This window comes from Enterobacter genomosp. S (assembly GCF_001631805.1).
Taxonomy (GTDB): domain Bacteria; phylum Pseudomonadota; class Gammaproteobacteria; order Enterobacterales; family Enterobacteriaceae; genus Enterobacter; species Enterobacter quasihormaechei.
On record NZ_LVVA01000022.1, the window covers coordinates 257,114 to 270,963 of the forward strand.

The 13,850-nt window shown below is 58.5% G+C and carries 12 protein-coding genes and 1 other RNA gene; 4 read left to right on the plus strand and 9 right to left on the minus strand.

What is annotated here, in order from left to right; all coding sequences use genetic code 11:
- Positions 1–2: 2 nt before the first annotated feature.
- From gcvP to A3466_RS19605, 7 genes are all read right to left on the minus strand, one after another.
- The gene (gene gcvP / locus A3466_RS19575; RefSeq protein WP_063451996.1) at positions 3–2,876 is read right to left on the minus strand and encodes an aminomethyl-transferring glycine dehydrogenase; all 2,874 of its coding nucleotides are present in this window, start codon (positions 2,874–2,876) and stop codon (positions 3–5) included.
- Positions 2,877–3,001: 125 nt separating this feature from the next.
- Positions 3,002–3,391, minus strand: coding sequence for a glycine cleavage system protein GcvH (gene gcvH, locus A3466_RS19580; RefSeq protein WP_006811885.1), 390 nt, complete (start codon positions 3,389–3,391; stop codon positions 3,002–3,004).
- A gap of 23 nt (positions 3,392–3,414) precedes the next feature.
- The gene (gcvT, locus tag A3466_RS19585; RefSeq protein WP_063451997.1) at positions 3,415–4,509 is read right to left on the minus strand and encodes a glycine cleavage system aminomethyltransferase GcvT; all 1,095 of its coding nucleotides are present in this window, start codon (positions 4,507–4,509) and stop codon (positions 3,415–3,417) included.
- A 396-nt stretch (positions 4,510–4,905) separates the two neighbouring features.
- Positions 4,906–6,108, minus strand: a complete 1,203-nt coding sequence (gene ubiI / locus A3466_RS19590; protein WP_063451998.1) for an FAD-dependent 2-octaprenylphenol hydroxylase — start codon at positions 6,106–6,108, stop codon at positions 4,906–4,908.
- A 12-nt stretch (positions 6,109–6,120) separates the two neighbouring features.
- Positions 6,121–7,299, minus strand: coding sequence for a 2-octaprenyl-6-methoxyphenyl hydroxylase (gene ubiH / locus A3466_RS19595; protein WP_063451999.1), 1,179 nt, complete (start codon positions 7,297–7,299; stop codon positions 6,121–6,123).
- A complete protein-coding gene (gene pepP, locus A3466_RS19600; protein ID WP_120286604.1) occupies positions 7,296–8,609 on the minus strand; it encodes a Xaa-Pro aminopeptidase in 1,314 nt (437 codons plus the stop codon). The genes ubiH and pepP overlap by 4 nt, the downstream gene beginning before the upstream one ends.
- A 31-nt stretch (positions 8,610–8,640) precedes the next feature.
- Positions 8,641–9,219: a YecA family protein gene (locus A3466_RS19605; RefSeq protein ID WP_003860099.1), complete on the minus strand. Its 579-nt coding sequence runs from the start codon at positions 9,217–9,219 to the stop codon at positions 8,641–8,643.
- Positions 9,220–9,386: 167 nt separating this feature from the next.
- Here A3466_RS19605 and zapA point away from each other — a divergent pair, with 167 nt between their 5' ends.
- The 3 genes from zapA to A3466_RS19620 all read left to right on the plus strand — a co-directional run bounded on the left by zapA (position 9,387) and on the right by A3466_RS19620 (position 10,562).
- Complete coding sequence (zapA, locus tag A3466_RS19610) at positions 9,387–9,716, plus strand: cell division protein ZapA (protein ID WP_006811891.1); 330 nt, start codon at positions 9,387–9,389, stop codon at positions 9,714–9,716.
- A 41-nt stretch (positions 9,717–9,757) separates the two neighbouring features.
- A non-coding RNA gene (gene ssrS, locus A3466_RS19615) (6S RNA) lies at positions 9,758–9,941 on the plus strand.
- A gap of 24 nt (positions 9,942–9,965) precedes the next feature.
- Positions 9,966–10,562 (plus strand): 5-formyltetrahydrofolate cyclo-ligase, encoded by a 597-nt coding sequence (locus A3466_RS19620; protein WP_063452001.1) that lies wholly within the window; start codon positions 9,966–9,968, stop codon positions 10,560–10,562.
- Between the two features lie 102 nt (positions 10,563–10,664).
- Here the strand turns inward: A3466_RS19620 and serA are convergent, their stop codons facing one another.
- Both serA and rpiA read right to left on the minus strand, forming a co-directional pair.
- Positions 10,665–11,897, minus strand: a complete 1,233-nt coding sequence (serA, locus tag A3466_RS19625; RefSeq protein ID WP_063452002.1) for a phosphoglycerate dehydrogenase — start codon at positions 11,895–11,897, stop codon at positions 10,665–10,667.
- Positions 11,898–12,163: 266 nt separating this feature from the next.
- On the minus strand, positions 12,164–12,823 hold the full coding sequence (gene rpiA / locus A3466_RS19630; protein WP_047355196.1) for a ribose-5-phosphate isomerase RpiA: 660 nt from the start codon (positions 12,821–12,823) through the stop codon (positions 12,164–12,166).
- A 127-nt stretch (positions 12,824–12,950) separates the two neighbouring features.
- Here rpiA and argP point away from each other — a divergent pair, with 127 nt between their 5' ends.
- Positions 12,951–13,844: a DNA-binding transcriptional regulator ArgP gene (gene argP, locus A3466_RS19635; RefSeq protein ID WP_003860089.1), complete on the plus strand. Its 894-nt coding sequence runs from the start codon at positions 12,951–12,953 to the stop codon at positions 13,842–13,844.
- Positions 13,845–13,850: the final 6 nt, after the last annotated feature.

Here is a 13,850-nt window from a genome sequence, read left to right on the forward strand (position 1 = left end):
AATTACTGGTATTCGCTCATCGGTACGCAGGAGCAGAACAGGTTACGGTCGCCGTAGACGTCATCAAGACGCTTCACGGTCGGCCAGTATTTGTTTGCCACGCCCGCCGGGAAGACGGCCAGCTCGCGGGTGTAACCGTGATTCCACTCTGCCACCAGTTCGTTCTGGGTATGCGGCGCGTTAACCAGCGGGTTATCTTCCAGCGTCCACTCTCCGCCCTTCACGCGGTCGATTTCGCTACGAATGGCCAGCATCGCATCGATAAAGCGGTCCAGCTCCACCTTGCTTTCAGACTCGGTCGGCTCAACCATCAGCGTACCCGCCACCGGGAAGGACATGGTTGGCGCGTGGAAACCGTAGTCGATCAGGCGCTTGGCGATATCCAGCTCGCTGATGCCCGTCTCTTCCTTCAAAGGACGAATATCGAGGATGCATTCGTGCGCCACGCGACCGTCGCGGCCGGTGTAGAGCACCGGATAGGCGTCCTTCAGGCGCGTTGCGATATAGTTGGCGTTCAGGATCGCCACCTGGCTGGCCTGCTTCAGCCCTTCCGCGCCCATCATGCGGATGTACATCCAGCTGATAGGCAGGATAGAGGCGCTGCCGAACGGGGCCGCAGAGACCGCGCCCTGACGGGTCAGCATGCCTTCAATCTGCACCACGCTGTGCCCTGGCACAAACGGCGCCAGGTGCGCTTTGACGCCAATTGGCCCCATGCCTGGGCCGCCACCGCCGTGTGGAATGCAGAACGTTTTGTGCAGGTTCAGGTGCGACACGTCCGCGCCAATGAAGCCCGGAGAGGTGATGCCCACCTGGGCGTTCATGTTCGCGCCGTCGAGGTAAACCTGACCGCCAAACTGGTGCACCACTTCGCACACTTCACGGATGGTCTCTTCGTACACGCCGTGGGTAGACGGGTAGGTCACCATGATGCACGAAAGTTTGTCGCCCGCCTGCCCGGCTTTCGCGCGCAGGTCGGCCAAATCGATGTTGCCGTTTTTGTCACACGCCACGACCACCACTTCCATGCCCGCCATCTGTGCTGAGGCCGGGTTGGTGCCGTGGGCAGAGCTTGGGATCAGGCAGATATCACGGTGGCCTTCATTGCGGCTCTCGTGATAGTGACGGATCGCCAGCAGACCGGCGTATTCACCCTGCGCGCCGGAGTTCGGCTGCATGCAGAGCGCGTCGTACCCGGTCAGCTTCACCAGCCAGTCGGAAAGCTGGTTGATCATCATGTGATAACCTTCCGCCTGCTCGGCCGGGCAGAACGGGTGCAGCTCGGAGAACTCAGGCCAGGTAATAGGGATCATCTCTGCCGCAGCGTTCAGCTTCATGGTGCAGGAGCCCAGCGGGATCATCGCCTGGTTCAGCGCCAGATCCTTGCGCTCCAGAGAGTGCATGTAGCGCATCATCTCGGTTTCGCTGTGGTAGCGGTTAAACACCGGGTGAGTCAGGATCGCGTCGTCGCGCAGCATGCTTTCCTGAATGGAGCGGCTGTCGAGCGCGACCTCTTTGTCGAGCGTATCAACGTCAAGACCGTGTGCGTCGCCCAGCAGCACGTCAAACAGCGTTGCGATATCGTCACGAGTCGTCGATTCATCAAGGGTGATCCCTACCGCGTGATGAATATCGCTGCGCAGGTTGATTTGCGCGGCCTCGGCGCGCGCCAGCACGGCGGCTTTGTCTGCCACGTCGACGCACAGGGTGTCGAAATAGTGCTCATGACGCAGCCTGAGGCCTTTCTGTTGCAGGCCGCAGGCCAGAATGTCGGCCAGACGGTGGATGCGGCTGGCAATACGTTTCAGCCCAGCCGGACCGTGGAACACCGCGTACAGGCTGGCAATGTTTGCCAGCAGCACCTGCGAGGTACAGATGTTGGAGTTCGCTTTCTCGCGGCGGATATGCTGCTCGCGGGTCTGCATCGCCATGCGCAGCGCGGTGTTACCGGCGGCATCTTTCGATACGCCGATAATACGGCCCGGCATGGAGCGTTTAAATTCATCTTTTGCGCCAAAGAATGCAGCGTGCGGACCACCATAGCCCATCGGCACGCCGAAGCGTTGCGCCGAGCCAAAGACAATGTCTGCGCCCTGTTTGCCCGGTGCGGTCAGCAGCACCAGCGCCATAAAATCAGCGGCGACGCTCACAATCACCTTACGGGATTTGAGCTCAGCGATCAGCGCGCTGTAATCATGCACTTCGCCGGTGGTGCCCACCTGCTGTAACAGCACGCCGAAGACGTCCTGGTGATCCAGCACTTTGTCAGCGTCGTCGACAATCACCTCAAAGCCGAAGGTTTCCGCACGGGTGCGCACCACGTCCAGCGTCTGGGGATGCACATCTGCCGCTACGAAGAAGCGGTTAGCGTTTTTCAGCTTGCTCACGCGCTTCGCCATCGCCATCGCTTCGGCGGCGGCGGTGGCTTCATCCAGCAGAGAGGCGGAAGCGATATCCATACCGGTCAGATCCAGGGTCACCTGCTGGAAGTTCAGAAGCGCTTCCAGACGGCCCTGGGAGACTTCTGGCTGATAGGGGGTATAAGCGGTGTACCAGCCCGGGTTTTCCAGCATGTTGCGCAGGATAACCGGCGGTAACTGCACGTTGGTGTAGCCCATGCCGATGTAAGACTTATAGCGCTTGTTGAGGCCAGCGATGGCCTTCAGCTCCGCCAGCGCGGCGAACTCCGTTGTGGACTCGCCAACCTGCGGCGGCGTGGCAAGCTGGATATCTTTTGGCACGATCTGGCCGATCAGTGCGTTTAATGAATCCGCGCCAACTGTCTTCAGCATCTCCTGCTGTTGCTGAGCATCCGGCCCAATGTGACGTTCAATGAAGGCGCCACGGTTTTCAAGCTGGCTTAAAGTCTGTGTCATGAGCGATGGTTCCTGAAACGTGCAGTGAATCGTAGTTATCTGTAACGCTGTTGCCCGGTGGCGCTAACGCTTACCGGGCCTACGCAGATCTGTAGGCCGGATTCGCAGCGCCATCCGGCACAACGTTATTCGTCTTCCAGTAATGCTTCGTACGCGGTCGCATCCAGCAGCGCGGCAACCTGCGCTTCGTCGCTGGCTTTGATCTTGAAGATCCAGCCGCCTTCATACGGCTCGCTGTTAACCAGCTCCGGGGAGTCGCTCAGCGCGTCGTTCACGGCAACAATTTCACCGCTCACAGGCGCGTAGATGTCAGACGCCGCTTTGACGGATTCCGCCACCGCACAGTCGTCGCCTGCGCTCACGGTTGCGCCCACTTCCGGCAGGTCAACAAACACCATGTCGCCCAGCAGCTCCTGCGCGTGCTCGGTGATCCCAACGGTGTAAGTGCCGTCCGCCTCTTTGCGCAGCCACTCGTGTTCTTTGCTGTATTTCAGTTCTGCTGGCACATTGCTCATTGAAGTTCTCCTGATAAAAATAATTAGGCGACCGGCTTACCGGCGCGAACAAAAATCGGTTTGGTCACGTTGACCGGCATTTCGCGGTTGCGGATCTGCACCACCGCCGTTTCGCCAATGCCCGCCGGCACGCGCGCCTGGGCAATACTGTAGCCGAGCGTCGGGGAGAAGGTTCCGCTGGTGATCACGCCTTCGCGATGATTGCCGTCAGCATCGGTGAAGCGCACCGGCAGCTCGCCGCGCAGAACGCCTTTTTCCTTCATCACCAGGCCCACTAGCTGTTCAGTGCCCTTCTCACGCTGCATCTCCAGCGCTTCGCGACCTATAAAATCGCGGTCAGCCGGTTCCCACGCGATGGTCCAGCCCATGTTGGCCGCCAGCGGAGAGACGCCTTCGTCCATCTCCTGGCCGTAGAGGTTCATGCCCGCTTCCAGACGCAGCGTATCGCGCGCGCCCAGACCCGCAGGCTTCACGCCCGCCTCGACCAGGGCACGCCAGAAATCGGCGGCTTTCTCGTTCGGCATGGCAATTTCATAGCCCGCTTCACCGGTGTAGCCGGTGGTCGCGATAAAGAGATCCCCCGCCTGCACGCCGAAGAACGGCTTCATCCCTTCGGTGGCGTTGCGCTGCTCGTCGCTGAACAGAGACGCGGCTTTCGCCTGGGCATGGGGTCCCTGCACGGCAATCAGCGACAGATCGTCACGAACGGTGATATCGATGGCGTAAGGTTCAGCGTGTTGGGAAATCCAGGAGAGGTCTTTTTCGCGGGTGGCGGAGTTTACAACGAGGCGGAAGAAATCTTCGGTGAAGTAGTAGACGATGAGGTCGTCAATCACGCCGCCCGAGGCATTCAGCATGCCGGTATAAAGCGCTTTGCCCGGCGTCTTGAGTTTGGCGACGTCGTTTGCCAGCAGATAACGCAAAAACTCCCGGGTGCGGCTTCCGCGCAGGTCGACAATCGTCATGTGTGACACGTCGAACATACCGGCATCGGTGCGCACCGCGTGGTGCTCATCAATTTGCGAGCCGTAGTGCAGCGGCATCATCCAGCCGTGGAAGTCCACCATGCGGGCGCCGCATAACACGTGCTGTTCGTACAAAGGAGTCTGTTGAGCCATCTTTTCCTCGTTGAAAATTCACCGTGAAACCCGGTGTCGGCCTCGCAATCGGTAGCCGACGCAAACGTTCTCTTTTACCTGAACTTACCACCGAAACCGGCGGTTAACCATAAGATAAAGCGGGTCATCACATTAGCTTATGGTTAAAAAACGAAGGAAAGCGTACAGAGTATTTGACTGGGAAAATGCGATTAAGCCCGCATAATATTAACAATAATCTAACAGGATTTAGCGGATGATGATATTTCGTGCGGAAAAACGGGCCGAATTTCCGTAACATAAAAATTGTAAGATTAGATTTTCTAATGCGAAAAATGGCGTGAAATTAGATTATTTCAAACGAGGAATTTTCCCCGGCGCAGAGGCCGGGAAAATAAAGTGTGACGGGGATCGAGATTAACGTAACCAGTCGGGAAGATCGTTGAGGCCCATTGCCTGACGGAGAAGCTGAGGCTTCACGCCGGGAAGGGTATCGGCAAGCTTGAGACCGATATCGCGCAGCAGCTTTTTCGCCGGGTTCGTCCCGGCAAACAGCTCGCGGAAGCCCTGCATGCCCGCCAGCATCATCGCCGCGCTGTGTTTGCGGCTGCGCTCGTAGCGACGCAGATAGAGATGCTGACCAATGTCTTTGCCTTCACGATGCAGACGACGCAGCTCTTCAACCAGCTCAGCCGCATCCATAAAGCCGAGGTTAACCCCCTGCCCGGCCAGCGGATGAATGGTATGCGCCGCATCCCCCACCAGCGCCAGACGGTGCGCCGCGAACTGCCGCGCGTAGCGGCCCGTTAACGGAAACGCCCGGCGCTCGCTTTCAAGCGTGCACAGGCCCAGACGGTTATCAAACGCCACGCACAGCGCCTGACTGAAGGCGTCCGGCGTCGCCTCCTGCATCTGCTGCGCTTTCTCCGGCTCTAAGGACCAGACGATGGAGCACAGATGCGGATCGGCAAGCGGCAGGAAGGCCAGAATGCCGTCGTTGTGGAAAATCTGGCGTGCGACGCCGCCGTGCGGCTCTTCGGTGCGGATTGTGGCAACCAGGGCGTGATGACGGTAATCCCAGAAGGTCAGCGGAATATCCGCTTTGTTACGCAGCCAGGAATTCGCGCCGTCGGCACCCACCACCAGACGCGCGGTCAGCATGTCGCCGCTTTCAAGGGTGATAAACGCGTCGTTCTCGCCCCATGCCACCTGCTGAAGTTTCGCCGGCGCGATGAGGGTGACGTCGCTGCACTGCTGTGCTTTCTGCCACAGCGCGTAATGGATCACCGCGTTTTCAACGATGTGTCCAAGGTGGCTGTAGCCCATGCTTTCATCGTCAAAGGCGATATGGCCAAAGCTGTCTTTATCCCACACCTCCATTCCGTGGTAGCAGCTTGCGCGCTGCGCCACGATCTCTGACCAGACGCCGAGGTGCGTCAGTAATTTTTCGCTGGCTGCGTTGATAGCTGAGACGCGCAGCTCCGGCGGGGCATCCTGCGCCACGGGCTGCGGCGCGTTTTGCTCAAGCACGGCCACGCGCAGGCCGCTGCCCTGTAAACCACAGGCCAGCGCCAGTCCTACCATTCCGCCGCCGACAATGGCGACATCAACATTTTGCACGGTGATTACTCCTTAACGCGCGACCCAACCCAGGGTCCGCTGCGCCAGCACGTCACGTGCCGGAATGAACAGTTCCATCGCCATCAGCCCGAGGTTGCGACCCGCAACCAGCGGCGCCCAGCGATTGGCAAACAGGTGGACTAAACCGTCGGTAACGCCAATGGTCGCCGCCTTGTCCGCCTGACGTCGTTTCTGGTAATGGCTCAGCACTGAGTATGCGCCACAATCCTGTTGTTCGCTCCACGTCCGGGCCAGGAGCTCGGCCAGACTCATCACGTCGCGCAGGCCAAGGTTGAAGCCTTGCCCGGCGATGGGGTGCAGCGTCTGCGCGGCGTTACCGACCAGCGCGACGCGGTGGGAAACCGTCTGCGATGCGGTCGTCAGCGAGAGCGGATAGGCCACGCGCTTACCGGCGTGGGTGATACGTCCAAGCCGCCAGCCGAAGGCCTTTTGCAGCTCGGAACAAAAACGTTCATCGGACCAGGAGAGCACCTCGTCGGCGCGATCCTGCGCATGGCACCACACCAGCGAGCAGCGCCCTTTCGTCATCGGCAGCATGGCCAGCGGGCCGTGCTCGGTGAAGCGCTCAAATGCCCTGCCGTTATGCGCGCCTGCCGTGGAAACGTTAGCGATAACCGCCACCTGACCATAGGGTTGAGTGTGCCACTCTACGCCGCACTGCGTGGCGATCGACGAGCGTGAACCATCCGCCGCCACCAGCAACTGACCCTCCAGCGTGGTGCCATTGTCCAGCGTCACGCTGACGGCCTCGTCGCTGCGGCTAAAGCTGGCGACGCGCGCCGGACAGTGCAGCGTGACGCCAGGGGCATCCTGTAACAGACGGAACAGCCGCAGCCCTACGTCATGCAGCTCGACGACCTGCCCCAGCGCCTCAATTCGGTAATCGTGGGCATCCAGCGTCACAAACCCGGCGTGGCCGCGATCGCTGACATGAACGGTGCCGATGGCCGTCGCGCAGTCCGCTATCGCCTGCCAGATGCCAATGCGCGCAAGCTGCTGGCAGGTTCCCTGGGCCAGCGCGATGGCGCGGGCGTCGAAGCCGGGATGATCGGCCGCCTGCGGCGCAACCGCCTCAACAAGATGCACCGGAAGCTGACCTTTGGTTAACTGCGAAATGGCCAGCGCCAGGGTAGCGCCGGTCATGCCTCCGCCAACGATGATCACGCTCATACGCGTGCCGCCGCCATCAGCGCCTCGATATCGTCGGCGTTTTTCACCACGGTCGCGGTGAGGTTTTCGTTGCCGGTTTCGGTGATGACGATGTCGTCTTCAATACGAATGCCGATTCCGCGGTACTGGTCCGGCACGTCCGCATCCGGCGCGATGTACAGCCCCGGCTCAACGGTCAGCACCATGCCAGGCTCCAGCACGCGCGAACGATCCGTACCGTATGCGCCCACGTCATGTACGTCGAGCCCCAGCCAGTGACTCAGACCGTGCATAAAGTACGGGCGATGGGCATTTTCAGCGATAAGGGTGTCCACTTCGCCTTTCAGAATACCAAGCTTAACCAGCCCGCTGATCATGATGCGCACCACCTCGCCCGTCACGTCCTGGATAGAGGTGCCCGGACGGAACAGCGTCAGCGCGGTTTCAAGCGACTCCAGCACGATGTCATAGATTTCACGCTGCGCGGGCGTGAATTTGCCGTTCACCGGGAAGGTGCGCGTGATGTCGCCCGCATATCCCTGATATTCACAGCCGGCGTCAATCAGCACCAGATCGCCATCGCGCAGCTCACTTTCGTTTTCGGTGTAGTGCAGAATGCAGCCGTTTTCCCCGCCGCCAACGATGGTGTTGTAGGACGGGAAGCGCGCGCCGTGGCGATTAAATTCATGGTGAATTTCGCCTTCCAGCTGGTACTCGAACATACCGGGACGGCACTTTTCCATGGCGCGAGTATGCGCCAGGGCGCTGATTTCGCCCGCGCGGCGCATCACGTTGAGTTCTTCTTCTGACTTGAACAGACGCATCTCGTGCACCACCGGACGCCAGTCCGTTAGCGTGGCGGGCGCGGAGAGGTTCTGCCTGGAGCCTTTGCGCAGCTTGTCCAGCGCGGTAAACACAATCTCATCCGCATAGGCGTATTCGCCCTGCGCGTGGTAGAGCACGTCGAGACCGTTAAGCAGCTGGTAAAGCTGCTGGTTGATTTCGCTGAAGGCCAGCGCGCGGTCTACGCCCAGCTTTTCCGGCGCTGCCTCTTGCCCCAGGCGGCGGCCAAACCAAGTTTCCGCGGTTAAATCGCGCACGCGGTTGAAGATCACGCTGTGGTTGTGGGTGTCATCGCTTTTAATCAGCACCAGCACCGCTTCCGGCTCGTTGAAGCCGGTGAAGTACCAGAAATCGCTGCTCTGTCGATAGGGGTATTCGCTGTCAGCGCTGCGCGTCACTTCCGGCGCGGCAAAAATCAGGGCAGCGCTTCCCGGCTGCATTTTTGCCAGCAGCGCCTGACGACGGCGAGAATACTCTTGATTCGAGATAACCATGACACCCTCCTGTGCGTTATTTTTCTTAATGTAAGGTTGGCTTGCGAACTTCCGGCGCGGTCGGCTGCGAACGCGTGAAGTTGTCGTGACACAGCAGAGACGCCACGCGAACGTATTCGATGATCTCTTCGAGAGACATCTCCAGCTCTTCCTGATCTTCGTCTTCGTCGTAGCCAAGCTGCGCAATGTTACGCAGATCGTCGATCGCTTCACCCGCTTCGCCGGTCACTTTATCCAGTTTAGGCTGAGTGACGCCGAGGCCGAGCAGATAGTGATTTACCCAGCCCGCGAGCGCGTCGGCGCGATCGAAGACGCTGACATCATCGCCTTCAGGCAGATAAAGCTGAAAAAGAAAGCCATCGTCTTCCAGGGAATCGCTGGTTGCCGCATGCATTTTGCGCAGCGCTTCCGCCAGCTCGTGGCCAAACGCCAGCCCTTCGTTGGTGAGGTCGTGGATCAGCGGCTGCCAGGAGCTGTCGCTGTTTCCGCCGCACAGTATGCCGCTGATCAGACCGTGCATTTCGGCAGGGGTTAAACCGACTCCCTGCTGGTTCAGTAACTGGTTTAAATCCTTGTAACCAGGCATTTCGTTCTGTATAGACATACGCATTCATCATCAAAGGGAGGATATTCATGATATGCTACCACTTTGGACCCTGGTGATACCAGAAAAGGGCTTGTATCTTCACATCAGGGTAGCTATAGTGTCGCCCCTTCGCAGCCCCCGGGGCAGTAAGCGAAGGCAGCGCAGTCAATCAGCAGGAAGGTGGCATGTCTGCACAACCCGTCGATCTCCAGATTTTTGGCCGTTCACTGCGAGTGAATTGTCCACCTGAACAAAGGGATGCCCTGAATCAGGCTGCGGACGATTTGAATCAGCGGTTGCAAGATCTAAAAGAACGCACTAGAGTCACAAATACTGAGCAGCTGGTTTTCATCGCCGCGTTGAACATCAGCTATGAACTGACTCAGGAAAAAGCGAAGACCCGCGATTACGCGGCCAGCATGGAGCAGCGCATTAAAATGCTCCAGCAGACCATAGAACAGGCGTTGCTTGATCAAGGTCGCAATCCCGAAAGACCGGGACCAAAGTTTGAATAACACTTCGCAGTTGACTATGGTAGAGTAACTGTGAAGACAAAATTTCTCTGAGATGTTTGCAAGCGGGCCAGTCCCCTGAGCCGATATTTCATACCACAAGAATGTGGCGCTCCATGGTTGGTGAGCATGCTCGGTTCGTCCGAGAAGCCTTAAAACTATGACGACACATTCACCTTGAACCAAGGGTTCAAGGGTTACAGCCTGCGGCGGCATCTCGGAGATTCCCTCTCTCTTCTTCTACCGACTACCATGACTCAATTCCCTGAAGTTTCTGCCTCACGCCAGGACATCCGTCAGCTCATTCGCCAGCGTCGTCGCGCCTTAAGCGCCGAACAACAGGCACACTTTGCCCAGCAGGCCGCCGCCCGTATGATGGCCTATCCGCCCGTGGTGATGGCAAACACCGTCGCGCTGTTTCTCTCGTTTGACGGCGAGCTGGACACCCAGCCGCTTATCGACCAGCTCTGGCGCGCCGGGAAAAAAGTGTACCTGCCGGTACTGCATCCGTTCAGCCGGGGCAATCTGCTGTTTCTGCACTACCATCCGCACAGCGAGCTGGTGGTGAATCGTCTGAAAATCACCGAACCTAAACTCGACGTGCGCGACGTGCTGCCGCTTTCTGAGCTGGATGTGCTGATTACGCCGCTGGTGGCGTTTGATGAACAGGGCCAGCGATTAGGCATGGGCGGGGGTTTCTACGACAGAACGTTGCAAAACTGGCAGCGCTACGGGTTGCAGCCGGTAGGGTATGCGCATGATTGCCAGGCGGTAGAAGCGTTGCCTGTAGAGAAATGGGATATTCCGCTGCCGGCGGTAGTGACGCCCAGCAAAACGTGGCTTTGGTAGCATAAAGCCGGGTGGCGGCTACGCCTTACCCGGCCTACATAAAACCTCGGACATTGTCGGTCGGGTAAGCGTAAGCGCCACCCGACACCACAGACCGCACAATCAGTACAGCAGACGCGCGCGAATCGTCCCCGGAATGGTCTTCATGCTCTGCAACGCTTTCTCGGCGATGTCTTCATCCGCTTCAATATCAATCACCACGTAGCCCATCTGCGAGTTAGTTTGCAGGTACTGCGCGGCGATGTTAACGCCCTGTTCGGCAAAGATCTGGTTGATGGCAGTCAGCACGCCCGGACGGTTCTCGTGGATGTGCAGCAGACGGCGACCGCCGTGCAGCGGCAGCGAGACTTCCGGGAAGTTCACCGCAGAGAGCGTGGAACCGTTGTCGGAGTATTTGCTCAGCTTACCCGCCACTTCGAGGCCGATGTTCTCCTGCGCTTCCTGGGTCGAGCCGCCGATGTGCGGCGTCAGGATCACGTTGTCGAACTCGCACAGCGGAGAGGTAAACGGATCGCTGTTGGTGGCCGGCTCCGTCGGGAATACGTCGATAGCCGCCCCCGCCAGATGCTTACGCTTCAGCGCGTCGCACAGCGCAGGGATATCGACCACCGTACCGCGCGCGGCGTTGATCAGCAGCGAGCCCGGCTTCATCAGCGCCAGCTCTTCCGCGCCCATCATGTTTTTAGTCGAGGCGTTTTCCGGCACGTGCAGGCTGACCACGTCGCTCATGTTCAGCAGGTCAGAAAGATGCTGCACCTGCGTCGCGTTACCCAGCGGCAGCTTGCTTTCGATATCGTAGAAAAATACGTGCATACCGAGGGATTCCGCCAGAATACCGAGCTGCGTACCGATATGGCCGTAACCGATAATCCCCAGCTTTTTACCACGCGCTTCGAAGGAGCCCGCGGCCAGCTTGTTCCACACGCCGCGGTGCGCTTTGGCGTTGGCTTCCGGAATGCCGCGAAGGAGCAGCAGCAGCTCGCCGATCACCAGCTCCGCTACGGAACGGGTGTTCGAGAACGGCGCGTTAAAGACCGGAATACCGCGCTTAGCGGCAGCGTTCAAATCAACCTGGTTGGTGCCGATGCAGAAACAACCGATCGCCACCAGCTTTTCCGCCGCAGCAATAACGTCTTCAGTGAGTTGGGTACGGGATCGCAGGCCTATAAAATGGGCATCACGGATGGACGCTTTCAGCTCTTCGGAGTCCAGCGCGCCTTTGTGAAATTCGATGTTGGTGTAACCTGCCGCACGAAGGCTATCAAGCGCTTTCTGGTGCACGCCCTCGACCAGCAGGAATTTAATCTTGTCTTTCTCCAGTGATACCTTTGCCATTTACCCGACCCTGTTTTTTATCTGAACTGATGTTGTGCTGGATATAAATCCCGTGCAGCCAACATATCAAAAAAAACTATTGCAGCAATATGAACGTTTGCGTCGGCACTCTGAAGAAAAGTCATACAGGGCAAAATGACAGAGGAAAATACTGCGGATGATTGTGAACGCGGAAGGATCGGCAAATGAGCGGTAAAAACGTGACACAAGTCACCGAATTTAGCGCTTCAAAATTTTTTAGCGGGGGGAGCGCTCCCCCCGTCAGATCATTTTACGATGGTTTTCACGCCGTCAGCCGTACCGATCAGCGCCACGTCCGCGCCGCGGTTGGCAAACAACCCTACGGTCACGACGCCCGGAATGCCGTTAATCGCATTTTCCAGCGCAACCGCGTCGAGGATTTCGAGACCGTGAACGTCGAGGATGACGTTGCCGTTATCGGTCACCACACCCTGACGGTATTCCGGACGACCACCCAGCTTAACCAGCTGACGCGCTACGGCGCTGCGCGCCATCGGGATCACTTCAACCGGCAGCGGGAAATTCCCCAGAATGTCGACCTGCTTGGAGGCGTCCGCGATGCAGATAAACTTGTCCGCCACGGAGGCGATGATCTTTTCACGCGTCAGCGCCGCGCCGCCGCCTTTGATCATCTGCATATGGCCGTTGATTTCATCCGCGCCATCAACGTAAATGCCCAGACGATCCACTTCGTTGAGATCGAAAACGGTAATGCCGAGGCTTTTCAGCTTTTCCGTGGACGCATCGGAGCTGGAAACCGCGCCCTCGATCTGCCCCTTCATCGTGCCCAGTGCATCGATAAAGTGCGCCGCCGTTGACCCCGTACCAACACCGACAATGGTCCCTGGCTGTACGTACTGGAGAGCGGCCCATCCTACTGCTTTTTTCAGTTCATCCTGCGTCATGATCGTTTTGCCTGTGGTGTGAAAACTCAGGGCGCATTATAGAACACGTCGAATGGATTTCGTCTGCCACGAAGGGAAAATTGTGTCATAGTGCAGATTAAGCAAAATTAAGGAGTCAGCCAGAGCAATGAAACGTCCGGACTACAGAACACTACAGGCACTTGATGCAGTTATTCGTGAACGCGGTTTTGAACGCGCGGCGCAAAAGCTGTGCATCACCCAGTCCGCCGTATCACAACGTATCAAACAGCTTGAAAACATGTTCGGGCAGCCGCTGCTGGTGCGTACCGTGCCGCCGCGCCCCACGGAGCAAGGGCAAAAGCTTCTCGCCCTGCTGCGCCAGGTTGAACTGCTGGAAGATGAGTGGCTGGGCGATGAACAGACCGGCTCTACGCCGCTGCTGCTGTCACTGGCAGTGAACGCCGACAGTCTGGCAACGTGGCTGCTGCCGGCCCTTGCGCCGGTGCTGGCCGACTCCCCAATCCGCCTGAACCTTCAGGTTGAAGACGAGACCCGCACTCAGGAACGCCTGCGCCGTGGCGAAGTGGTTGGGGCGGTCAGTATCCAGCCTCAGGCCCTGCCAAGCTGTCTGGTGGATCAGCTGGGCGCGCTCGACTACCTGTTTGTCGGTTCAAAAGCCTTCGCGGAGCGCTACTTCCCAAACGGTGTGACTCGCGCCGCGCTGCTGAAAGCCCCTGCCGTGGCGTTCGACCATCTGGATGATATGCATCAGGCCTTCCTGCAACAAAACTTCGACCTGCCGCCGGGCAGCGTGCCGTGTCATATCGTTAACTCGTCCGAAGCCTTTGTGCAGCTGGCGCGTCAGGGCACCACCTGCTGCATGATCCCGCATTTACAGATTGAGAAAGAGTTGAAAAGCGGTGAGCTGATTGACCTGACGCCGGGACTGTATCAGCGCCGGATGCTCTACTGGCACCGTTTTGCGCCGGAAAGCCGCATGATGCGCAACGTGACTGATGCGCTGCTGGCGTTTGGACATAAGGTGTTGAGACAGGATTAAAATGAA